This is a genomic window from Afifella sp. H1R (assembly GCF_021462425.1).
Classification (GTDB): domain Bacteria; phylum Pseudomonadota; class Alphaproteobacteria; order Rhizobiales; family Afifellaceae; genus Afifella; species Afifella aestuarii.
The window spans coordinates 1,675,997-1,697,722 of record NZ_JAKEDY010000001.1 but is presented as its reverse complement, the minus strand read 5'-3'; the positions used below and the strand labels follow the sequence as shown (position 1 = coordinate 1,697,722).

Annotated in this window: 20 protein-coding genes and 1 pseudogene; 15 read left to right on the top strand and 6 right to left on the bottom strand. The window is 64.5% G+C overall.

Annotated elements, in window-relative coordinates:
- The first annotated feature begins 65 nt into the window (after positions 1-65).
- From L0F51_RS08105 to L0F51_RS08040, 14 genes and pseudogenes are all read left to right on the top strand, one after another.
- Positions 66-1,067 carry an ABC transporter ATP-binding protein gene (locus tag L0F51_RS08105; RefSeq protein ID WP_234628691.1) on the top strand — a complete coding sequence of 334 codons (1,002 nt, stop codon included), beginning with the start codon at positions 66-68 and terminating at the stop codon, positions 1,065-1,067.
- Entirely contained in the window at positions 1,064-1,837 is a 774-nt protein-coding gene (locus L0F51_RS08100; RefSeq protein WP_234628690.1) for an L-iditol 2-dehydrogenase, read from the top strand. The genes L0F51_RS08105 and L0F51_RS08100 overlap by 4 nt, the downstream gene beginning before the upstream one ends.
- Before the next feature lie 233 nt (positions 1,838-2,070).
- Complete coding sequence (locus L0F51_RS08095; protein ID WP_234628689.1) at positions 2,071-3,546, top strand: mannitol dehydrogenase family protein; 1,476 nt, start codon at positions 2,071-2,073, stop codon at positions 3,544-3,546.
- Positions 3,547-3,814: 268 nt separating this feature from the next.
- Positions 3,815-5,603: pseudogene (locus L0F51_RS08090) on the top strand (IlvD/Edd family dehydratase).
- Between the two features lie 132 nt (positions 5,604-5,735).
- Positions 5,736-6,488, top strand: a complete 753-nt coding sequence (locus tag L0F51_RS08085) for an SDR family oxidoreductase (protein WP_234628688.1) — start codon at positions 5,736-5,738, stop codon at positions 6,486-6,488.
- A gap of 34 nt (positions 6,489-6,522) precedes the next feature.
- Positions 6,523-7,515, top strand: a complete 993-nt coding sequence (gene denD, locus L0F51_RS08080) for a D-erythronate dehydrogenase (RefSeq protein WP_234628687.1) — start codon at positions 6,523-6,525, stop codon at positions 7,513-7,515.
- Positions 7,515-8,414 carry an NAD(P)-dependent oxidoreductase gene (locus L0F51_RS08075; RefSeq protein WP_234628686.1) on the top strand — a complete coding sequence of 300 codons (900 nt, stop codon included), beginning with the start codon at positions 7,515-7,517 and terminating at the stop codon, positions 8,412-8,414. Before denD ends, L0F51_RS08075 begins: the two co-directional genes overlap by 1 nt.
- On the top strand, positions 8,398-9,189 hold the full coding sequence (locus L0F51_RS08070; RefSeq protein ID WP_234628685.1) for a GntR family transcriptional regulator: 792 nt from the start codon (positions 8,398-8,400) through the stop codon (positions 9,187-9,189). The genes L0F51_RS08075 and L0F51_RS08070 overlap by 17 nt, the downstream gene beginning before the upstream one ends.
- Positions 9,190-9,272: 83 nt before the next feature.
- Entirely contained in the window at positions 9,273-10,019 is a 747-nt protein-coding gene (locus L0F51_RS08065; protein ID WP_234628684.1) for an SDR family NAD(P)-dependent oxidoreductase, read from the top strand.
- Between the two features lie 39 nt (positions 10,020-10,058).
- Complete coding sequence (locus tag L0F51_RS08060; RefSeq protein WP_234628683.1) at positions 10,059-10,901, top strand: fumarylacetoacetate hydrolase family protein; 843 nt, start codon at positions 10,059-10,061, stop codon at positions 10,899-10,901.
- A gap of 215 nt (positions 10,902-11,116) precedes the next feature.
- On the top strand, positions 11,117-12,103 hold the full coding sequence (locus L0F51_RS08055; protein WP_234628682.1) for a tripartite tricarboxylate transporter substrate binding protein: 987 nt from the start codon (positions 11,117-11,119) through the stop codon (positions 12,101-12,103).
- A 48-nt stretch (positions 12,104-12,151) separates the two neighbouring features.
- Entirely contained in the window at positions 12,152-12,625 is a 474-nt protein-coding gene (locus tag L0F51_RS08050; RefSeq protein ID WP_234628681.1) for a tripartite tricarboxylate transporter TctB family protein, read from the top strand.
- Between the two features lie 5 nt (positions 12,626-12,630).
- Positions 12,631-14,151: a tripartite tricarboxylate transporter permease gene (locus L0F51_RS08045; protein ID WP_234628680.1), complete on the top strand. Its 1,521-nt coding sequence runs from the start codon at positions 12,631-12,633 to the stop codon at positions 14,149-14,151.
- A 31-nt stretch (positions 14,152-14,182) separates the two neighbouring features.
- Complete coding sequence (locus tag L0F51_RS08040) at positions 14,183-15,124, top strand: 2-hydroxyacid dehydrogenase (protein WP_234628679.1); 942 nt, start codon at positions 14,183-14,185, stop codon at positions 15,122-15,124.
- 193 nt (positions 15,125-15,317) lie between these two features.
- On the opposite strand, the gene L0F51_RS08035 is transcribed toward L0F51_RS08040, so the two are convergent.
- The 5 genes from L0F51_RS08035 to L0F51_RS08015 all read right to left on the bottom strand — a co-directional run bounded on the left by L0F51_RS08035 (position 15,318) and on the right by L0F51_RS08015 (position 20,230).
- Positions 15,318-15,518: a hypothetical protein gene (locus L0F51_RS08035; RefSeq protein WP_234628678.1), complete on the bottom strand. Its 201-nt coding sequence runs from the start codon at positions 15,516-15,518 to the stop codon at positions 15,318-15,320.
- A gap of 234 nt (positions 15,519-15,752) precedes the next feature.
- Positions 15,753-16,652 (bottom strand): carbohydrate ABC transporter permease, encoded by a 900-nt coding sequence (locus tag L0F51_RS08030; RefSeq protein WP_370642334.1) that lies wholly within the window; start codon positions 16,650-16,652, stop codon positions 15,753-15,755.
- Positions 16,653-16,664: 12 nt separating this feature from the next.
- Entirely contained in the window at positions 16,665-17,594 is a 930-nt protein-coding gene (locus L0F51_RS08025) for a carbohydrate ABC transporter permease (protein ID WP_128291311.1), read from the bottom strand.
- A 119-nt stretch (positions 17,595-17,713) separates the two neighbouring features.
- Entirely contained in the window at positions 17,714-19,030 is a 1,317-nt protein-coding gene (locus L0F51_RS08020) for an ABC transporter substrate-binding protein (protein WP_234628677.1), read from the bottom strand.
- 135 nt (positions 19,031-19,165) lie between these two features.
- Complete coding sequence (locus L0F51_RS08015) at positions 19,166-20,230, bottom strand: ABC transporter ATP-binding protein (protein WP_234628676.1); 1,065 nt, start codon at positions 20,228-20,230, stop codon at positions 19,166-19,168.
- On the opposite strand from L0F51_RS08015, the gene L0F51_RS08010 reads away from it, so the two are divergent.
- Complete coding sequence (locus tag L0F51_RS08010; RefSeq protein ID WP_234628675.1) at positions 20,224-20,442, top strand: hypothetical protein; 219 nt, start codon at positions 20,224-20,226, stop codon at positions 20,440-20,442. The two genes, L0F51_RS08015 and L0F51_RS08010, sit on opposite strands and share 7 nt — an antisense overlap.
- A gap of 68 nt (positions 20,443-20,510) precedes the next feature.
- Here the strand turns inward: L0F51_RS08010 and L0F51_RS08005 are convergent, their stop codons facing one another.
- Positions 20,511-21,596 carry a trypsin-like peptidase domain-containing protein gene (locus L0F51_RS08005; protein ID WP_234628674.1) on the bottom strand — a complete coding sequence of 362 codons (1,086 nt, stop codon included), beginning with the start codon at positions 21,594-21,596 and terminating at the stop codon, positions 20,511-20,513.
- Positions 21,597-21,726: the final 130 nt, after the last annotated feature.

Sequence of the window (21,726 nt, the reverse complement as noted above, 5' to 3'; positions counted from 1 at the left end):
GCTGCCGCCCCGGCGGCACCCGACAATAAACGGCGCGGCGACAAACGCGGCGAAAAGGGACGGATATGGGACACATCTCGCTCAACCAGATCACCAAGACTTTCGGCAATGTCCAGGTGATCCCGCCGCTCGATCTCGAAATCGAGGATGGCGAATTCATCGTCTTCGTCGGCCCGTCCGGCTGCGGAAAGTCGACGCTTCTGCGGCTGATCGCGGGGCTCGAAGACGTGACGTCCGGCGAGATCAAGATCGACGGGCGGGACGCCACGGAAACGCCGCCGGCCAAGCGGGGCCTCGCCATGGTGTTCCAGTCCTACGCGCTCTACCCGCATATGAGTGTGCGGAAGAACATCGCCTTTCCTTTGAAGATGGCGGGGTTCGACAAGGCCGAGATCGACCGCAAGATCGACGATGCGGCGCGCGTTTTGAACCTCACCGATTATCTCGACCGGCGGCCGGGGCAGCTTTCCGGCGGCCAGCGCCAGCGCGTCGCCATCGGGCGAGCGATCGTGCGCGAGCCGGCGGCCTTCCTGTTCGACGAGCCTTTGTCGAACCTCGATGCGGCGCTCAGGGTGAATATGCGCCTGGAAATCTCCGAGCTGCACAACAAGCTCGAGACGACGATGATCTACGTCACGCATGATCAGGTGGAGGCCATGACCATGGCCGACCGCATCGTCGTCCTGCGCGCTGGCATCATCGAGCAGGTGGGCACGCCGCTCGAACTCTATTCCAAGCCGCGCAATCTCTTCGTCGCGGGCTTCATCGGCTCGCCGAAGATGAATTTCATCGAGGGCGCGGTGGCGGAGCGGCGCGACGCGGCGAAGGTCGGCATCCGGCCGGAGCATATGGAATTGTCGCTCGAAGAAGGTCGCTGGGAAGGCCGGGTCAGCGTCTCAGAGCATCTCGGCTCCGACACGTTCCTGCATGTGGAGACGGAGCGCGCCGGGATGCTGACGGCACGCGCCGACGGCGAGTTTCCCGTGCGCCACGGCGACCGCGTGTTTCTGACGCCGCAGGACGACAAGATCCATCGCTTCGACGCCGAGGGCATGGCGCTGTCATGAGGCGGCTGGAAGGCAAATCCGCCATCATCACCGGCTCGGCGCGCGGCATCGGGCGCGCCTTTGCGGAAGCCTATGTGCGCGAAGGGGCGAGGGTCGCGATCGCCGACATCAACCTCGACCGCGCCGAGGCAACGGCGGCCGAGATCGGCGAGGCAGCCTATGCGGTGCCGCTCGACGTCACCGATCAAGCCTCGATCGACGCGGCGGTGGCGCGGGTTCTGGACCGCACTGGGCGCATCGACATTCTGATCAACAATGCCGCCCTCTTCGATCTTTCGCCGATCGTCGAAATCCGCCGGGAGAGTTTCGACCGGCTCTTTGCGATCAACGTCTCCGGCACGCTCTTCATGCTGCAGGCGGTGGCGAAGGCGATGATCGACAAGGGCGAAGGCGGCAAGATCATCAATATGGCGAGCCAGGCCGGGCGGCGCGGGGAAGCGCTCGTCGCGGTCTACTGCGCGACGAAGGCGGCCGTGATCAGCCTCACGCAGTCGGCGGGCCTCGATCTCATCCAGCACAAGATCAACGTCAATGCGATCGCGCCGGGTGTGGTCGACGGCGAGCACTGGGACGGCGTCGATGCGCTGTTTGCCAAGTACGAGAACCGGCCGCTCGGGGAGAAGAAGCGGCTCGTCGGCGAAGCGGTGCCTTACGGGCGCATGGGCCGGGCGGAGGATCTGACCGGCATGGCCGTGTTTCTGGCAAGTGCGGAGGCCGATTACATCGTCGCCCAGACCTACAATGTCGACGGCGGCAATTGGATGAGTTGAGGGGGGCATCCCAACCGAAAGCTCGCGGGTGGGGGGCTGTGCTTGGGAATTCATGCCGGCACGCCTTGTGACGGGCGACCCCCACCCATGTCCCCTCCCCACAAGGGGGAGGGGGACGCATGACGATCCGCCTTTCGGCCTGTCTCGCAGGGCCGGCAAGTGCGGACTTATCGAATGGGGCGCGGCCCCGGAGGGGTTCGGAGAGGACGTTCCTCCGCCCCGGAAGGAGTGACATGACGACGAAGCTTGCAGCCGAGAACCTGAGCGAAATGGCGCCGAGGGTGCATGTCCCTGGCTATGACCGGGCCGGGTTGTCGGCCGGGATTTTGCATTTCGGCATCGGCAATTTTCACCGCGCGCATCAGGCCGTCTATCTCGACGAGCTGTTTGAAACCGGGCGCGACCACGATTTCGCGATCCTTGGCGCCGGCGTCATGGCGGGCGACGAAAAGATGCGCCAGGCGCTCAGCGGCCAGGATTTTCTGACGACGGTCGTCGATCAGTCGGCGGCAGCTTCCAATGCGCGCGTCACCGGGGCCATGGTCGGCATGCTGCCCGTGGGCGATGCGCAGGCGATCATCGAAAAGCTCGCCGATCCTGCGATCCGCATCGTCTCGCTGACGGTGACGGAGGGCGGCTACTTCATCGATTCCACCGGGCGCTTCAATCCGGAGCATCCGGCGATCGCCGCCGACGGCAAGACGCCCGACGATCCGAAGACCGTCTTCGGGCTGATCGCGGCGGGGCTCAAGGAGCGGCGGGGCCGCGGGCTTCAGGCTTTCACCGTGATGTCGTGCGACAACATCCCCCACAATGGCGTGGTGGCGAAAAACGCCGTCGCCGGGACGGCCCGGCTTTCAGACCCGGCCTTCGCCGACTGGATCACCGAGAACGTCGCCTTTCCGAACGGCATGGTCGACCGGATTACGCCGGCGACCGGGGACCGAGAGCGCCGGCTGCTTCAAGAGGAATTCGGCGTCGAAGATGCCTGGCCGGTGTTCTGCGAGGATTTCAAGCAATGGGTGCTCGAGGACAATTTCCCGGCCGGGCGGCCGGCGCTTCAGACTGTCGGCGTGCAGTTCGTGCCGGACGTGACGCCGTTCGAGATCATGAAGATCCGGATTCTGAACGGCGGGCATGCGGTGATCGCCTATCCGGCGGGGCTTCTCGACATCCATTTCGTGCATGAGGCGATGGAGCATCCGCTCGTGGCGGCGTTCCTTGAGAAGATCGAGCAGGATGAGATCGTGCCGGCCGTGCCGCCTGTGCCGGATACGGATCTGCAGGTCTATTTCGGCGAGATCAAGCGCCGCTTCGCCAATCCGAAGATCGGCGACACGGTGCGCCGTCTCTGCCTCGACGGGTCCAACCGGCAGCCGAAATTCATCGTGCCGACGATCGCCGATCGGCTGAAGGAGGGCCGCGACGTGACCGGTCTCGCGCTCGAATCGGCGCTGTGGTGCCGCTATTGCTTCGGCGAGACGGAGAGCGGGGCCGTCATCGAGCCGAACGACCCGAACTGGGATCTGCTCGTGCCGAAGGCGCAGGCGGCGCGCGCCGATCCGGGCGAATGGCTCGGCATGGACGATGTCTATGGCGATGTCGGGCGCTCCGACGATTTCCGCGAGCTTTTCGCGCATTGGCTGCGCACGCTGTGGGACGAGGGGACCGAGAAGACACTTCAGCGCTATCTCGACGGCACGCGCTAACCGCGCATCGACATTTCGCTTTCTGCAGAGGCCTGCCCGCACCGGTTGCGGGTGGGCCTTTTTCTTTCTCGATTTTTGGCGGATTTGCGCGGCGGGCGCGCTAGGCGGAGCGGGCTTTCGTCCGCATTTTGCGTATGCAGTAAGATTTCCGCCTGGCCAGTTCTCTACCTAAAGGCCGTTGAAAGGCCCCAACAATGAGGTATACGTTGTTGGCAATCGGGCGACCCGCAACGAGCTTTTCCGGCGGGTCAAACCCTTTGGAGATGAGATGACCGACGCTGCCAATCTGCCGCAACTGCGCTCGCGTGCCTGGTTCGACAACCCCGACAACCCCGATATGACGGCGCTTTATCTGGAGCGCTACCTGAATTTCGGCCTGTCCCAGGAAGAGCTGCAATCGGGCAAGCCGATCATCGGCATCGCGCAGACGGGTTCCGACCTTTCGCCGTGCAACCGGCATCACCTCGAGCTCGCCAAGCGCGTGCGCGACGGCATTCGCGAGGCCGGCGGCATCGCGATCGAGTTTCCGGTGCATCCGATCCAGGAGACGGGCAAGAGGCCGACGGCGGCGCTCGACCGCAATCTCGCCTATCTCGGGCTCGTCGAGGTGCTCTACGGCTATCCGCTCGACGGCGTGGTGCTGACGATCGGTTGCGACAAGACCACGCCGGCGTGCCTGATGGCGGCGGCGACGGTCAACATTCCGGCGATCGCGCTCTCCGTCGGGCCGATGCTGAACGGCTGGTTCCGCGGCGAGCGGACGGGCTCCGGCACGATCGTGTGGAAGGCGCGCGAATTGCTGGCCGCCGGTGAGATCGATTATCCGGGCTTCGTCATCCTCGGCGCCTTCGACCGGCTATTGCAACACGATGGGCACGGCCTCGACGATGAATTCGCTCGCCGAAGCGCTCGGCATGCAATTGCCGGGGTCCGCCGCGATCCCGGCACCCTACCGCGACCGGCAGGAGGTCTCGTATCTGACGGGGCTTCGCATCGTCGACATGGTGCGCGACGACCTGAAGCCGTCGGATATCCTGACGCGCGATGCCTTCATCAATGCGATCCGGGTGAATTCGGCGATCGGCGGCTCGACCAACGCGCCGATCCATCTCAACGCGCTCGCGCGGCATGTCGGCGTGGAGCTTTCGATCGACGACTGGCAGACCTATGGCGAGGACATTCCGCTTCTCGTCAATCTGCAGCCGGCGGGCGAATATCTCGGCGAGGATTATTATCACGCGGGCGGCGTGCCGGCGGTCGTCAACCAATTGATGGGGGCGGGGCTCATCAACGAAGCGGCGATCACGGTGAATGGGCAGACGATGGGCGACAATTGCCGCGGCGCCGAGATTGCCGATCTCAACGTTATCCGCCCGTTCGACCAGCCGCTTTTGAAGGGTGCGGGGTTCCGCGTCCTCAAGGGCAATCTCTTCTCCTCGGCGATCATGAAGCTTTCGGTGATCTCCACCGAATTCCGGGAGCGCTATCTCTCCAATCCCGACGATCCGATGGCGTTCGAGGGCAAGGCGGCCGTCTTCGACGGGCCGGAGGATTATCATCACCGCATCGACGATCCGGAACTTCAGATCGACGAGAACACCATCCTGTTCATGCGCGGGGCGGGGCCGATCGGCTATCCGGGTGCGGCGGAGGTCGTGAACATGCGCGCGCCCGATTATCTCCTGAAGCGGGGCGTGCATTCGCTGCCGTGCATCGGCGACGGGCGGCAGTCGGGCACGTCGGGGTCGCCCTCGATCCTCAACGCCTCGCCTGAGGCGGCGGCCGGTGGCGGTCTCGGACTGTTGAAGACGGGCGACCGCGTGCGCATCGATCTCGGGCGCGGGGAGGCGAATATCCTCATTGGCGACGAGGAGCTTGAACAGCGGCGCGAGGCGCTGAAAGCGGCGGGCGGCTATCCCTTCCCGGAGAGCCAGACGCCCTGGCAGGAGATCCAGCGCGCCATGGTCTCGCAGCTCGAAACCGGCATGGTTTTGGAGCCGGCGGTCAAATACCACCGCATCGCCCAGACGAGCGGCATTCCGCGCGACAATCACTAGCGGTCACGGTTCATGGGCTCCGCGTCTGGCGCGGCGGGCGGCGGGGCGGCGTGAAAAGCAAAGCATCTCAAGAACGTGTGGAGGGCCTAACCCTCCCGCAAAAATCAATAAACGAGGAACGGAGGAAGCCTGATGGGGCGGCGACTTGAGGGAAAGATCGCAGTGTGCACAGCGGCGGGGCAGGGGATCGGCCGCCGCGTGGCGGAACGGTTTCTGGAAGAGGGGGCGCGGGTTTATGCGACCGATCTCGACGCCGAGAAGCTGAAGGGGCTTAATACTCTGGGCGAGGTCGATACGGCCGTGCTCGACGTGACCGACGGCCGCGCCGTCGGCTCCTATATGAAGACGGTCGACACGCCCGACATCCTCTTCAATTGCGCGGGCTTCGTGCACCACGGCACGGTGCTCGATTGCGACGACAAGGACTGGGATTTTTCCTTCGACCTCAATGTCACCTCCATGCACCGCACGATCTCGGCCTTGTTGCCGCGCATGCTGGAGAACGGGGGCGGGTCGATCATCAACATGTCGTCGGCGGCCTCCTCGATCAAAGCTGCGCCCAATCGCTACGTCTATATGGCGACGAAGGCGGCGGTGATCGGGCTGACGCGCTCGATCGCCATCGACTTCATCCGCAAAGGCATCCGCTGCAACGCCATCTGCCCGGGCACGATCGAGAGCCCGTCGCTGGAAGCGCGGATTTCTGCGCTCGGCGAAGAGGTGGGCGGTGTGGAAAAGGCGCGGGCGATGTTCGTCGAGCGTCAGCCGATCGGCCGGATCGGCACGCCCGACGAGATCGCCGATCTCGCCGTCTATCTCGGTTCCGACGAGAGCCGCTTCACGACCGGCACGACGCAGGTGATCGACGGCGGCTGGTCGCTTTGAACGATAAAAGGCCCGAAGGGTCGGGGAGGATTTGATGCGGATATTGGTGCTCGGCGCGGCCGGCATGGTCGGGCGGCGCCTGGTCGAAAGGCTGCTTGCGGACAAGGAGCTCGGTGGGCGGCCGATTGCGGCGATCGATGCCTTCGACGTGGTGGCGCCGGACTATCCGGATGTGCCGGAGACGATCACGGTGACCTGCGAGGCGGGCGATATCGCGTCCGCGGAGACGGTCGAAGGGCTGATTACGCGTCAGCCGGACGTGATCTTCCATCTCGCGGCCATCGTCTCGGGCGAGGCGGAAGCGGATTTCGACAAGGGCTACCGCATCAATCTCGACGGGACCCGCCATCTCCTGGAGGCGATCCGACAGGCGGGCGAGGCCTATCGGCCGCGGCTCGTCTTCACCTCGTCGATCGCCGTCTTCGGCGCGCCGTTCGAGGAGAAAATCTCCGACACGTTTTTGTCGGCGCCTTTGACGAGCTACGGCACGCAGAAGGCGATCTCGGAGCTGCTTCTCGCCGATTACACGCGCAAGGGCTTCGTCGACGGGGTGGGGATCCGCCTGCCGACGATCGTGGTGCGGCCGGGCAAGCCGAACAAGGCCGCGTCCGGCTTCTTCTCCGGCATCATCCGCGAGCCGCTTGCGGGTCTCGAGGCCGTGCTGCCGGTCGAAGACGATGTGCGCCATTGGATCGCGAGCCCGGCAGCGGCCGTCGGCTTCCTGATGCATGCAGCGACAATGGATACGTCGACGCTCGGGCCGCGGCGCTCGCTCAACATGCCGGGGCTTTCGGTGACGGTGGGCGAGATGATCGCGACCCTGCAGGAGGTGGCGGGCGACGAGGTCGCGGGGCGCATCCGGCGCGAGCCGGACGAGGCGATCCGCGGCATGGTCCATGGCTGGCCGCGCGACTTCGAGACACAGCGGGCGCGCGAGGCGGGCTTTTCCGCCGATGCCGATTTCGCCTCCATCATCCGCGCGCATATCGCCGACGAAGAGGCGCGACGCGAAAAGGAGACGGGATGATGAGCGAGAAACCGCAGATCGGCTTCATCGGCGTCGGGCTGATGGGCCAGGGCATGGCGAAGAATCTTGTCGAAAAGGGCTATCCCCTGACGATCCTCGGCCACCGCAACCGCGCGCCGGTGGAGGATCTGAAGGGCCGGGGCGCCAAGGAGGCGGAGGATGTCGCGGCGCTGACGGAGGCCTCCGACGTCATCTTTCTGTGCCTGCCGGGAAGCCCGCAGGTGGAAGCCGTCGTCGGTGAAATCCTGGCGGCGGGGGCGTCTGGCAAGACGATCATCGACACCTCGACCAGCAATCCGGTGTCGACGCGCGCCCTCGTCGAAAAGTGCCGGGCGGACGGCGTGACGCTCATCGATGCGCCTCTGTCGCGCACGCCGAAGGAGGCCTGGGAAGGGCTTCTCGATGCGATGGTGGGAGCGAGCGAGGCGGATTTCGACCGCGTTCAGCCGATCATCGCCACCTGGGCCGGCAAGATCGTGCGCGTCGGCGAGCCGGGTGCCGGCCACACGATGAAGCTTCTCAACAATTTCCTGTCGCTCGGCTATGCCGCGATCTATTCGGAGGCGCTGGCGATCGGGGCGAAGAACGGCCTCGATGCGGCGACGTTTCATTCCATCATCGGCGGTGGGCGGATGGATTGCGGCTTCTACCAGACTTTTATGAAATGGGTGGTGGAGCGCGATCCCGACGCGCACAAATTCGCGCTCAAGAATGCGCATAAGGATATGCGCTATGTCGTATCGCTGGCGAACGAAAGCGGCATCGCCTCGCATGTCTCCTCGGCGGTGAAGAACAATTTCGCCACCGCCGATGCGACCGGGCATGGCGAGGAATATCTGCCGCGCATCGCCGACATCGTGGCGGAGCTCAACGGCATCAAACATGAGACAGGATCGTGACAACGCTGCGGGCGGTGAGCCCCTGGATGCGGCGGGCGTGAGAGCGCCGGCGGACAATGCCCGGCGGCGGCCCGTGCCGCCGGCGGTGAAAGGTGCGCGCGGGCGGCCGAGCCTTGAAGGCGTCGCCGACATGCCGGCGCGCGAGCGGGCCTATCACGAGCTCAAATTTCGCATCATGGAAGGCCGGCTGCCGCCCGGAACGACGCTTCTCGAAGCGGAGGTGGCGAACCTTCTCGGCCTGTCGCGCACGCCGGTGCGCGAGGCCCTGATCAAGCTCGAAGAGGAAGGGCTCGTCGATGTGCGGCCGCGTCACGGCATCAGCGTGCGGGCGCAGTCGATCGACGATCTCTCCGACATCTACGACGTCTTTTCGACGCTCGAAGTGAAGGCCGTGGAGCTTGCCGCAAGGCGCGGCATCGAGACGAACGACGGGCGCCGGCTTTCCGGCATTCTCGACCAGCTGGAGCGGGCGACGCAGCGCGAAGACCCGGTGCGCTGGTCGCATCTCGACGATCAGTTCCATTCCGAGCTCGTCAGCCTCAGCGGCAACAACCGGCTGTGCGCGACGCTGCGGCAATACTGGGACCAGCAATACCGGGCGCGCATGGCGATCGTGCATATGCGGCCGAGCACGGCGCAGTCGGACCGCGAGCATCGGGCGATCCTTCAGGCCGTGGTGGAGCGCGATATCCGCCGCGCGGCGCATCTGCATCAGCAGCACCGCGACCGCGCCGACCGGCTGGCGCTCGAACTTCTGCGGCGGGGGCCGGCTTGAGGCTGCCTGCGCCCGTCTTCTTTCCCCACAACGTCCAAGCCGCGAGAAAGCGGCAGCGATAAACGCTACGAGGAACACGCCCCATGAACAGGATCGACCTTGAAAACCGCACGGCCGTCATCACCGGCGGCGCCCGCGGCATCGGCTTTGCGACGGCGAAACGCGTGCTCGACAGCGGCGGGCGGGCCGTCATCTGGGACATCGACGGAGCGGCGATCGAGAATGCGCTCGGCGAACTCGGCGAGAAAGCGAGCGGCGCCGTCGTCGAGCTGACGGATGCGGGCGCGGTGGCGGAGGCCGCGAAAGAGGCGGCCCGGAAGGCCGGCGGTATCGACATTCTCGTCAACAATGCCGGCATCACCGGCGGCAATGCGAAGACCTGGGAGCTCGATCCGGACACCTGGCGCAAGGTGATCGAGGTCAATCTCGTGGCGCCGTTTCTGACGAGCCATGCCGTCGTGCCGTTGATGCTCGAAAAGGGCTACGGGCGGATCGTCAACGTCGCCTCGATCGCCGGCAAGGAGGGCAATCCCAACGCCTCGCATTATTCTGCCTCGAAGGCGGGTCTGATCGGGCTCACGAAATCGCTCGGCAAGGAGCTCGCCGGGCACAACATCCTCGTCAATTGCATCACGCCGGCGGCGGCCCGCACGGCGATCTTCGATCAGATGACGCAGGAGCATATCGATTACATGCTGTCGAAGATCCCGATGAACCGGTTCGTGGAGCCGGCCGAGGTGGCGGCGATGATCTGCTGGCTCGCTTCGGAGGAATGCTCGTTTTCGACGGGCGCCGTCTTTGACATTTCCGGCGGCCGCGCCGTCTACTGATCCTCAGAAATCCCCTAAGACAATCCGAGAAAGGATGCCATGAAGCTCGTTCGCTACGGCCCTGCCGGCCAGGAAAAGCCCGGCCTCATCGATGACGAGGGCGCGCTGCGCGATCTGTCCGGCGAGGTCGACGACATCGCCGGGGAGGTGATCTCCGATGCCGGGCTCGAGAAGCTGCGCGCGCTCGATCCCGCGTCGCTGCCGAAGGTCGAGGGCGTGCCCCGCTTTGGCCCCTGTGTCGGCCATGTCTCGAAGATCTTGTGCATCGGCCTCAATTATTCCGACCATGCGGCGGAGACGGGCGCCGAGCCGCCGAGCGAGCCGATCATCTTCGCCAAGGCGTTGTCGGCTCTCTGCGGGCCCAATGACGACGTGGAGATGCCGCGCGGCTCCAAGGCGCTCGACTGGGAGGTGGAGCTTGCCGTCATCATCGGCAAGCGCGCCAAATACGTCTCCGAAGACGAGGCGATGCAGCATGTGGCGGGCTTTGCCATCATGAACGACGTCTCCGAACGCGACTTCCAGACGAAGCGCTCCGGCCAGTGGACGAAGGGCAAGAGCCACGACACGTTCGGCCCGCTCGGACCGTGGCTCGTCACGCGCGATGCGGTCGCCGATCCGCACAATCTCGACATGCATCTCGACGTCAACGGCGAGCGGCGCCAGAGCGGCAACACCAACACGCTCATCTTCAACGTGCCGCATGTCGTCTCGTATCTGTCGCAGTTCATGACGCTGATGCCGGGCGACGTCATTTCCACCGGCACGCCGCCGGGCGTGGGCATGGGCATGAAGCCGCCCGTCTATCTCAAAGTCGGCGATGTGATGGAGCTGGCGATCGAAGGGCTCGGCAGGCAGCGGCAGACAGTCGTCGCGGCCTGAGGTTGAGATCCGGTGGCCGGTGCAGCCCTGTGCTGCGCCGGCGCCTCAAAAAAGCGCTCCGACGCTTGCCGGCGCCACAATGTATACGTTGACATCTTCGGTCGACGCAGGAGATAGTCTCTCCGTGAACAAAAAGAGCTGCGCGTGACGCAGCCGGGCAGAGCCTTCCAAAGAAGAGGCCTGCCGCGAACAGACATCGCGCACCGGGAGGAAACATGCGCAAAAGAACCTTTCTCGCCGCGGCCGCGGCGCTTCTTGCCACAGCCGTGTTCAGCGCGCCGGCCGCGATGGCGCAGTCCAGCTATCCGGACCGTCCGATCCAGATGATCGTGCCGTGGGGTGCGGGCGGCGGCACGGATGCCGTCGGGCGCATCTTCGCTTCGATCCTGCAGGAAGAGCTCGGCGTGCCGGTCAACGTCGTCAACCGCACCGGCGGGTCGGGTGTCGTCGGCCACAGCGCCATCGCGACGGCCAAGCCGGACGGCTACACGATCGGCATCGTGACGATCGAGATCGACATGATGCATTGGCAGGGGCTGACGGATCTCACCTACAAGGACTTCGATTTCCTGGCGATGGTGAATGCCGATCCGGGCGGCGTCATGGTGTCGGCCGATTCCGATTACGAGACGGCGCAGGATCTTCTCGACGCGATCAAGTCCGAGCCGAAGGGGTCTTTGAAGGCCTCCGGCACCGGGCAGGGCGGCATCTGGCATCTCGGCCTTCTCGGCTGGATGTTGTCGGAAGATCTGCCGCCCGATCAGATCACCTGGGTGCCGAGCCAGGGTTCGGCCGCCGGCATCACCGATATGGTGGCGGGCGGTGTCGACCTCGTTCCCTCGTCGCTGGCGGAAGGCCGCTCGATGATCGAGGCCGGCAAGGTGCGTCCGCTCGCGTCGATGTCGGAGGAGCGCCAGGAGATGTTCCCGGACGTGCCGACGCTGAAAGAGGCCGTGGGGTCCGACTGGACGCTTGCGGTGTGGCGCACCGTTGCGGCGCCGAAGGGTCTGCCGGACGACGTGAAGGCGAAACTCGCGGGGGCCGTCGAGAAGGCCTACAACAGCGAAGAATACAAGAAGTTCATGGCCGATCGCGGGTTCGGCATGCGCTGGGCGGGGCCGGACGAGGCGACGAAGATCGTCGGGTCCGACGATGAGAGCCTTGGGCGCGTCATGAAAGAGGCCGGACTCGCGGCCGAATAAGGGCGATCGGCGGCGTCTTCGGACGCCGCCATCTGCCGGGAACCTGCGATGAAATTCAACGATTTCGTGCTCGGCGTGCTGGTGCTGATCGGCGCCGCCGCGATCCTCGTTTCGGCGCGGAACTTCACGCCGATCCCAGGCCAGGCCTATGGCGCCGAAACCATGCCGAACGCGATCGGCATCGTGGCGGCCGGGCTCGGCATCTTCATGATGGCGAAAAGCGCGCTTGCGGGCTTTCAGGGGCGGGCGGTGGCGCTCGCCGACTGGACGAGATCGCCGACGGCGGTGGTCGGGGTGGCGACGGCTTTGGCGCTGATCGGCGTCTATATCGTCTTTTCCGAGCGCGTCGGCTTCGTGCCGATCGCCTTCCTCATTCTCCTCGTCTTCATGCTGACCTTGCGCACGCGCATCATCGTCGCCGTGCCGGTGGCGATCTTCGCCACGATCCTGGTGCAGCAGACCTTCGGGCGGCTTCTTCTGGTGCCGCTGCCGCGCAACGACTTTCTTTCCTTTTTGTGGTGACGACGATGGATATTCTCGCGCAGGCCGCGGGCCTCGTCTTTCAGCCCTACGTGCTTCTCGTCATCTTTGCCTCCGCCTGTTTCGGGCTTTTCGTCGGTGCGATCCCGGGGCTGACGGCGACGATGGCGACGGCGCTTCTGGTGCCGATCACCTTCTTCATGGATCCGGTGCCGGCGATCGCGGCGATCGTGACGGCGACGGCGATGGCGATCTTCGCCGGCGACATTCCGGGCGCGCTCCTGCGCATGCCGGGGACGCCGGCGAGTGCCGCTTACGTCGAAGACGCCTATCGGATGACGCAGGACGGGCGCGGCGACGAGGCGCTCGGCGCCGTCCTCGTGTTTTCCTCGATCGGCGGCATCTTCGGCACCATCGTGCTCGTGACGACGGCGCCCACACTTGCCGAAATCGCGCTCAAATTCTCCTCGTTCGAATATTTCTGGCTGGTGCTTTTGGGGCTGTCCTGCGCCATCTTCGTGTCGCCGAGTTCCGTCACGCGCGGCATGATTGCGCTTCTGATCGGGCTTTTTGCAGCGACGATCGGCATCGACAATCCGGCCGGGCAGCCGCGCTACACTTTTGGCAATGTCGAGCTTTTGGCCGGCGTGCAGTTCATTCCGGCGATGATCGGGCTCTTTGCCGTGTCGGAGGTTCTGCGCTCGATCGTCTATTCGAAGGATCGGCCGAGCGTCGATCGCTCCGGCAAGCATACGGTGTTCACGCGGCAATGGACGAATATCCGCCGCTATCCGATCCAGATGCTGCGCGGGAGCGCGACGGGGACGGCGATCGGCGCGCTTCCAGGCGCCGGCGCCGATATCGCGGCGTGGATTTCCTATGCCGTCTCCAAGCAGTTTTCGCGGCAGAAAGAGAAGTTCGGGCGCGGGCATGTGGAGGGGCTGGTGGAGGCCGGAGCGTCCAACAACGGCGCCGTTTCCGGCGCCTGGATCCCGGCGCTCGTCTTCGGCATTCCGGGCGATTCCATCACCGCGATCGTGATCGGCGTCCTCTACGTCAAAGGCATGAATCCGGGCCCGACCGTGTTCATCAACGATCCGCAGCTGATCTATGCGGTGTTCATGGTGTTCTTTCTGGCGAACATCATCATGCTGCCGCTCGGCTGGGTGGCGATCAAAGGCGCCTCGACGCTGTTGTCGATCCCGAACCGGGTGCTGATGCCGGTCATTCTGCTCTTCTGCATCGTCGGCTCGTTCGCCATCAACAATTCCGTTTTCGGCGTTCTCCTGATGCTGATCTTCGGCGTGCTCGGCTTCATCATGGAGGAGAACGACATTCCGATCGCACCGGCGATCCTCGGCCTCGTGCTCGGGCCGATGCTGGAGCAGAATTTCATCACCTCGATGATCAAGGCCGACGGCAGCTTCCTCGCCTTCTTCGAGCGGCCGATCGCGGCGGGGCTCGGCATCTTTACGATCGTGGTCTGGTCGATCCCGATCATCCTCTATCTGCGACGGCGATGGGCGGGCTCCGCGGCCTCTCCCAAGGAGGATCTGCCGCAAGGATGAGGAGCGCCCCTGAAAACCAATGGAAGATGTCATGACGCGACCCGAGCTTTTGATGGTCGGCCCTCTCGCCGACGCGGTGACTGCCGAGATCGAGAAGGATTTCACCGTCCATCGCTATTTTGCGGCGGACGACAAGGAGGCGCTTCTCTCCGAGATCGGCGAGCGGGTGCGCTTCGTCGCGACCGGCGGGCACCATGGCTGTTCGGCGAAGATCATCGAGGCGCTGCCGAAGCTCGAAATCATTTCCTCCTTCGGCGTCGGCTATGACGCCGTCGATGTGGAGGCGGCGAAGCGGGCAGGGGTGCACGTGACCAACACGCCCGACGTCCTCAACGATTGCGTGGCGGAGATGACGGTGGGGCTGATGATTGCGCTCGCCCATCGGCTGCCGCAGACCGACCGTTATGTGCGCGAGGGGCGCTGGCCGGGGGGCGATTTTCCGCTGACCGACGAACTCCGCGGGGCGCGGGCCGGCATTCTCGGGCTCGGGCGCATCGGCAAGGAGATCGCGAGGCGGCTGCAGGTCTTCAAGATGGAGGTCGTCTATCACGGCCGCCACAAGCAGGCGCACGAGCCCTATCCCTATTTCGCCGACCTCACCGAGATGGCGAAGGCCTGCGACTGGCTGGTGGTGATCGCGCCGGGTTCGAAAGAGACGCAAGGCATCGTCAGCCGCGGCGTGATGGAGGCGCTCGGGCCGGAGGGGATGCTCGTCAACATGGCGCGCGGCTCGCTCGTCGACGAGCCGGCGATGATCGAGCTTCTGCAATCGGGCGGGCTCGGCGGCGCGGCGCTCGACGTCTTTGCCGATGAGCCCAACGTGCCGGACGAACTGAAGGCGCTCGACAATGTCGTCTTGTCGCCGCATCAGGGCAGCGCCACACACAAGACGCGCGCGGCGATGGGGCAGATGGTGGTCGACAATCTGCGCGCGCATCTCAAGGGCGAGCCGCTTCTGAGCCCCGTCGCCTGAGGTGGCCGGGAAGGCCGGCTGTCTGCTGTCGGTAAGGACTTCGAGCCCATAACGCAGAAGGGCGGCATGCATGCCGCCCTGTCGTCTTCAGACTGTCATCGTCAGGCTATGTCGTCCGACCCTTTGAAGGAGGCGCAGCGCCATGCTGCGCCCCGTTGCGCGGTCCAAGCCGCGCCATGCGCGTTTCGGAAAATCAGGCCGCCAGGCCCTCCTTTGCGAAATGGCCGCACCAATCGCTCTCTTTCACGACCGGCCAGTATCCAACGGCATCCGCCACGGGCTGCGTGACGGGCGGGTTGAACCGGCAGAGACCAGCATCTCTGATCTCGCGGTCGTTGTTGGCGTGGTGATCTTCAAAGAAAGCGCAGCTGCTGCATACGGGTTTGTCAGCCATGGCTCTCTCCTTTGTTTTCGGGCTTCAGAGTGTCTTCTTCCGAAGCCAACGCATGAATTATACGATTATCTTCTAACTTATTCAAGAGCTGTCTTTTGTAGTTGCTCAAAGGCGTGACGGTAATCACGTGATATTCCAGTAATATTTGAATTCTTTGTATCGTTTATTTTTTTGGTGCCGATTTTCGTAGTTCCAGCTTGGATCTGAGGGCGACGGGTCCCCCGCCCGGCACGCCTATTCCTTCACGGCGCCGGTCATCGACGAGACGTAGTAGTCGACGAAGAAGGAATAGAGGATGACGACCGGCAGCGAGCCCAGGAGGGCGCCGGACATGAGAGCTCCCCATTCGTAGATGTCGCCGCGCACGAGCTCGGTGAGGACACCGACGGGCACCGTCTTGTTCTCCGAGGAGGAGATGAAGGTGAGGGCGTAGATGAACTCGTTCCACGACAGGGTGAAGGCGAAAATGCCGGCGGAGATGAGGCCGGGAACGGCGAGCGGCAGGACCACCTTCGTCAGAATCTGAAAACGCGAGGCGCCGTCGACGAGGGCGCTTTCCTCAAGCTCGAAGGGGATGGTGCGGAAATAGCCCATCAGCAGCCAGGTGCAGAACGGGATGAGGAAGGTCGGATAGGTGAGGATGAGCGCCAGGCGGGAATCGAAGATGCCGACCTGGAAGACGATGAAGGCGAGCGGAATGAAGAGGATCGACGGCGGCACAAGATAGGCGAGAAAGATGAGGAGGCCGGTCGTGCGCGCGCCGGTGAAGCGGATGCGCTCGATCGCATAGGCGGCGAGGACGGAGGCAAACAGCGACAGGAAGGTGGAGGCGAAGGCAACGAGCATCGTGTTCCACAGCCAGCCCGGATAGGACGTCTCGAAGAGCAGGTAGCGGATATGGTCGAGCGTCGGCTCGACCACCCAGAAGGGGCTGTAGCGGTCGTAATTGGTGAGCTGGTGGTCCGGTTTGATCGCCGTGATCGCCATCCAATAGAACGGGAAGAGCAGCACGAAGATGAAGACGGCGAGCGGCAGATAGACGACGAGGATGCGCCGCGTCACCGTGTTGAACTGATCCATGCCCTCCGTGTCGTCGCGGGTGGAGGCTGCGGGGCTGAGGCTTTTCTTGGCCATGGGTGCGTTTCCTCAGTCGTTGCCCTGCTGCCAGCGGCGGCGCTGCAGCCCGAAGAACGAGAACAGAATGGCGGCGAGCAGGAAGGGGATCATGGCGACCGCGATCGCCGCACCTTCGCCGAGCTGACCGCCGGGAATGGCGCGCTGGAAGGATAGGGTGGCCATCAGATGCGTGGCGTTGACCGGTCCGCCGCGCGTCAGAACGTAGATGAGCTGGAAGTCGGTGAAGGTGAAGAGCACCGAGAAGGTCATGACGACGGCGATGATCGGGGTGAGAAGCGGCAGCGTCACCTTGGTGAAGCGCTGCCAGGAGGTGGCGCCATCAAGCGCTGCCGCCTCGTTCAGGGATTGCGGGATCGTCTGCAGGCCGGCGAGAAGCGAGATCGCCACGAAGGGAATACCGCGCCAGACATTGGCGGCGATCACCGAGGCGCGGGCATGGTTCGGCTGGCCGAGGAAGTTGATCGGCGCATCGATCAGCCCCCATTGCATCAAGACCCAGGAAATAATCGAGAACTGGCTGTCGTAGATCCACCAGAAGGCCAGCGCGGACAAAACCGTCGGCACCACCCACGGGAGAAGGATGATCGCCCGGAAGAAGGTCTTGAAGGGCAGATGCTCGTTCAAGATGAGGGCGAGCCAGAGGCCGAGGCCGAATTTCAGGACCGAGGCGACGACGGTGTAGAGAATAGTGTTGTAGACCGACAGCCAGAAGATCGGGTCGTCGAAGAGCCAGATGTAATTCTCAAGGCCGATGAATTCGCCGGTGCGGCCGATGCGCGTGTCGGTGAAGCCGAGCCAGACGCCGAGACCGAGCGGATAGGTCAGGAAGCACAGGAGAAAGACCGCCGCCGGCAGCATGAAAAGAAGCCCGAGGCCGTTGCGGCTCTCCAGGAACCTCGAAAGCAGCGAGCGGCGTGGTGTCAGCGGCACATCCGTCATTGTGAGCCTGTCTCATCTTTTGGTCGGCGCGGCGGCTTAAGGGCGCGCGCTCACTGTCTGAGGGGGGCTTTGAGATAACGGGCGCCGGCCTTAGCCGGCGCCCGGCTCCCCCCGGTGCCTCAGCTGTAGTAGCGCCTGGCGCGGCGTTCCGCGTTCGCCATGGCGTCTTCGGGCGAGCGCTGGCCGGTGACGGCCTCGGCGAACATGTCGACGAGAACGTAATCGGCCATGACGCCGGCGGAGGCCGGTCCGAGCGGGCCGGCATAGCCGTTCGGCCGCAGGCTTTCAGAGGCGCGCGAATATGGCTCGTGCACCGGGTTCGACGTCCACACCGGATTGTCGGCGAATTCTTTGAGCGCCTGGCAGCAATAGGCGCTCGCGCCTTCGATCCAGGCATTCATCTTGTCCGACTGGTACATGAATTCCAGATAGGCTTTCGCCGCCTGCGGATATTTGCAGTGCTTGAAGATCGAGAGCGTCGAGGTCTGGTGCAGCTCCACCGATTTTCCGATCGGGCCGACCGGCAGGTTCACCGTGCGGATGTCCTCGGCGATCTCCTTCATCGCCGGGTCCTTGGCGGCGGCGTAATAAAGCGAGACGCCGTTTGCCGTCAGCGAGATCTGTTCGGCGAGGAAGGCGCGGTTGTTGTTGATGTCGAGCCAGCTTTCCGTGCCCGGAATGAAGGTCTCGTAGAGCGCCTTGGCGTATTCGATCGCGGCCTTGGTCTCGGGGCTGTTGATCGTCACCTTGCTGTTTTCATCGACCATCATGCCGCCATGGCTCCAGAGAAGCCAATGGGCGTAATTGTTGCCGTCGCCGACGGCCTTGCCGTGCGGGAAGCCGGCGGGCGTGCCGTTCGCCTTCAGCGCCTTGCAGAGTTCCAGGAAGCCGTCCGTATCCTTCGGGAATTCGGAGAAACCGGCTTTCTCCATATGGCTCTGGCGGTAGCAGACGGCGTTGCCGATGGCGCAGAGCGGGACGGCGATGAAGGTGTCGTCCTGACGGGCATAGCCTTCGAGGCCTTCGTACCAGCCGCCATGCGCCTCGCCGAGTTTGGTGGCGAGATCGGTCACGTCGACGAGCTTGTCGGGATACTGGAAGGGATCGTCGAACCAGCTCATCACCATGTCCGGGCCCGAGCCGACATTGGCGGCGACCGCAGCTTTCGGACGGACATCCTCCCAGCTTTCCTGGTCGATGCGCACCTCGACGCCCGTCGCCTCGGTGAAGGCCTTGGTGTTGGCGTTCCAGGCCTCTTCCTCGCCGGTGACGAAGGGCACCCAGCGCAGGAGGCGAAGCGAAGCGCCTTCTTCCGGCTGGAACGTCATGCCGGCGGATTGGGCGAACGCCCGGCGGGCGCCCGGGACGCCGGAAAAGGCGGCGCCGGCGGCAAGGCTCGCCGTGCCGCTCAGAAAGGTTCTGCGATCGATTGGCATTGTCGGTTTCCTCCACGTTGCGGGATGTTTTTTTGATGCGCTTCTTGCGGCTCCCGCGACCGCAGCGACGAGGGCTTTCTGCCCTTCTGGCCGGCCTTTGGCCGGAGATTTCACCCATTCAGATCGTCAAGGCACTCACACGGAGAGCCGGTCGCCCTCCTTCGCATCGAAGAGATGGACGGAACCTGCGTCGATGGTGACTTTGAGCTCGTCGCCGGGGCCGGCGGAGATGCGTTCGCGGAAGACGCAGACGACTTCCGTCTCGCCGAGGAAGGCGACGACATGGGTCTCAGAGCCCGTCGGCTCGACCACCTCCACGCGGAGCGTGGTATCGCCGCCGAGCTGAAAGTGTTCGGGGCGCACGCCGTAGATCATCTCGCGGCCGGGTTCGGCATCGCCAGGCTCGGCGATCGGCAGACGCTCGCCGTCGCCGGTGACGAAGATGTTGCGGTCGTTCGCGTCGAGGGTGCCCGTCACCATGTTCATCGCCGGCGAGCCGATGAAGCCCGCGACGAAGAGGTTTTCCGGCCGGTCGTAGAGATCGAGGGGGGCGCCGACCTGCGCGACGATGCCGTCATGCATGACGACGATCTTGTCGGCCATGGTCATCGCTTCGATCTGGTCGTGGGTGACGTAGACGGTGGTGGTCTTCAGGCGCTGATGGAGGTTCTTGATCTCCGTGCGCATGGAGACGCGCAATTTGGCGTCCAGATTGGAGAGCGGCTCGTCGAAGAGGAAGACCTGCGGTTTTCTGACGATGGCGCGGCCCATGGCGACGCGCTGGCGCTGGCCGCCGGAGAGCTGGCGCGGATAGCGGTCGAGGAGATGGGAGAGGCCGAGCATTTCCGCGGCGGGCGAGACGAGGCTTTCGATCTCCTTCTTGGAGACGCCCTTGAGCTTCAGGGAGAAGCCCATGTTCTCCGCCACTGTGATGTGGGGGTAGAGCGCGTAGTTCTGGAACACCATGGCGATGTCGCGCTCTTTGGGCGGCAGCGCGTTCACGACGCGATCCCCGATCAAAATCTCGCCGGCGGTGATGTGTTCCAGACCTGCCAGCATGCGCAGGAGCGTGGACTTTCCGCAGCCCGAAGGGCCGACGAGCACGACGAACTGGCCTTCCTCGATATCGATCGAGACGCCGTGCAACACTTCCACCGATCCGAACGCCTTGCGGACGTCGCGGAACGTCACCGATGCCATACGTTTCCTCGCCTTGGATTATTAATGTATTCGTTATGGCTATAGTGGCGGCTCTTCCGGCGCTGTGCAACCGTTTCCTCAACAATGCGGAAAGCGACCGAAAAACTCCGGAAATGCTGGAAGGTGACGCGACGGAAGACGGTGGCGGAAAGCTGACGGCGCTGTCTGAGCGTTCACGTATACGCACATTGTGCGATGTCTTTTGGGCGTGACGAGGTGCCGTGAGGGGCGCCGCACGGCGCTCTGCGAGCGACGCTGAGATAAACCTGGGGGCAGCGCTCTATTGCTGGCCGATATCGACCACGTCGACGGTGACGTCTCGGGTGCGGCCGTCGCGTTCGAGCGTGAGCTCGACGGTGCCGCCGACGCCCGCCGCTTCGAGCTTTTTGGTGAGGCCGGTGAGGCCGCGGACTTCCTCGCCGTCGATGCCGACGATGATGTCGCCGATGGTGCCGCGGTACTGGTTGAGGCCTTCGATGCCGGCCCGGTCGGCGGGCGAGCCCGGCACGATTCCGGCGATGACGACGCCCGATATGCCGAGATGGGCGGCGATCGATTCATCTGCCGCCAGAATGCCGATGCCGGGTGTCGGCACGCGCCCTGACGAGATGAGGGAGGGGACGACGCGGTTCGCGACATCGACGGGGATGGCGAAGCCGATGCCGGCATTGGCGCCCGAAGGCGAGAAGATCGCCGTGTTGATGCCGATGAGACGGCCGGCCGAATCGAGCAGGGGGCCGCCGGAATTGCCGGGATTGATCGCCGCGTCGGTCTGGATGACGTCGGCGATCTCGCGGCCGCCGCTCGTCGGCAGGCGCCGCTTCAGCGCGGAGATGATGCCCATCGTCAAGGACTGGTCGAGGCCGAAGGGATTGCCGATCGCATAGGCGGTCTGGCCGACTTTTAGATCGTCCGTGGTGCCGAGCGGCACCGGCGGCGGCAGGCGCGTGCGCGGGGCAAGGCGGAGGACGGCGAGATCGTAATTGGGGGCGCGGCCGACGAGGCTCGCAGCCACCACCTCGTCATCGGCGAGACGCACGGAGATGGATGCGGCGTTCTCCACCACATGGTTGTTGGTGACGATGTGGCCGGCCTCGTCCCAGACGAAGCCGGTGCCCGATTGCAGGCCGTTGCTCTGACCGAAGCCGCTTCCCCGCGGGCGCGCCACGACCTGGACGACGGAGGGGGCGATCTCCTCGAAGACGGAAACGCTGGAGCGCTCGAAATCGGAGAGTTCGGCACGCGGGGCGATCGGGCGCGGCGCGGTCGCCGAGAAGAGAAGGCGGTCGACATAGGGCTGCAGCAAGAGAAGCGCGAGAAGGACGACGAGAAGCGCAAGAAGTGCGCGGGTGCGGGTTTCGTTCACGTCCAATCTCTCCGAGCGGGCCTCCTCAGATGATTGGCACCGGCTTTTCGGAGAGGCAACCACGCAGGCGGGGATTTGGGGCGCGGAGATAAGAGGGCGCGGTGGGGAAGCGCGCGAAGACAGGTCTTTG